Origin of the sequence: Brevundimonas sp. P7753 (assembly GCF_013386595.1) — a bacterium.
Lineage (GTDB): Bacteria > Pseudomonadota > Alphaproteobacteria > Caulobacterales > Caulobacteraceae > Brevundimonas > Brevundimonas bullata.
Window position 1 is genome coordinate 1 of sequence record NZ_JACARP010000224.1, and the last position, 990, is coordinate 990.

Sequence of the window (990 nt, forward strand, 5' to 3'; positions counted from 1 at the left end):
GGCGCCCCCCGCATGTGGGGTCTCAGCCTCCGCTACCGCTGGGGCGGGTAGGCGAAGGAATGACGCGACACTCTGGTCAGACCCCCGACGTCGGCGCGGAGGAGGCGACGGCGAAGCGCAGGTCAGCGTCGCAACGACTAGCCGCCCTGGGTCGAACCCTGGGGCGGCGAAGCCTGGATCTGGCCCTTCTCCTGGTTGGCCTGTCGACGCTGCTCTTCTTCCTCCTCCGTGCGACGGGCGATCCGCTCGCAACTCTGGCGGGCGAGGACGCTACTCCGGAAGATCTCGCCGCTATCCGGGTTCAGTACGGCTTCGACCAAGGGATGGTGGTGCAATATCTCCGCTTCCTCGCCGCCTTGGCGCGGGGCGATTTCGGCCGGTCGCTGTCAAGCGGCGAGCCCGCCATGGACATGGTCCTCCAGGCGGTGCCCGCCACGCTCCTCCTGGCCGGCTTGGCGATGGGCGCGACGCTCATGATCGCGGTCCCTCTCGGGGCCTGGCTCGGCTCCGCCCCCCAGCGTCTCCCGCAACGATTGGCGGCCGGCGTCGTCTATCTCCTGCAAGGGACGCCGGGCTTTCTGGCGGCGCTCGTTCTCATCCAGATATTCGCCATCCAGGCCGGCTGGCTTCCGGCGTTGGGCTTCGGCGGACCCGAGACGTGGGTTCTGCCGTCCCTGTCTCTCAGCGTCTTCCTGGCGCCCAAGCTCGCCAGGGTCATCGCCGTAAACGTCGGCAACATGATGCATGAGGATTTTGTTCGCGCGGCCCGCGCCGCCGGCGCCGCCCCCGGCGAAATACTCTGGCGACACGTCCTGCCGAATGCCCTTCTCGGCGCCGTGGCGCTTGTAGGGGCCCAGTTCGCGGCGCTGGTCGGCGGCGGGGTCGTGATCGAAACCATCTTTGCCTGGCCAGGCCTCGGCCGGCTCCTCGTGCAATCCGCCCTGCAACTCGACTTCCCCGTAATCCAGGCCGCCGCCTTGGTCGTCGCCG

General features: G+C 68.9%; 1 protein-coding gene. It reads left to right on the forward strand.

Going from position 1 to position 990, the window contains the following annotated elements:
- Positions 1 to 59: 59 nt before the first annotated feature.
- A partial coding sequence (locus HX774_RS19270; RefSeq protein ID WP_178829016.1) for an ABC transporter permease occupies positions 60 to 990 on the forward strand: 931 nt, incomplete at its 3' end.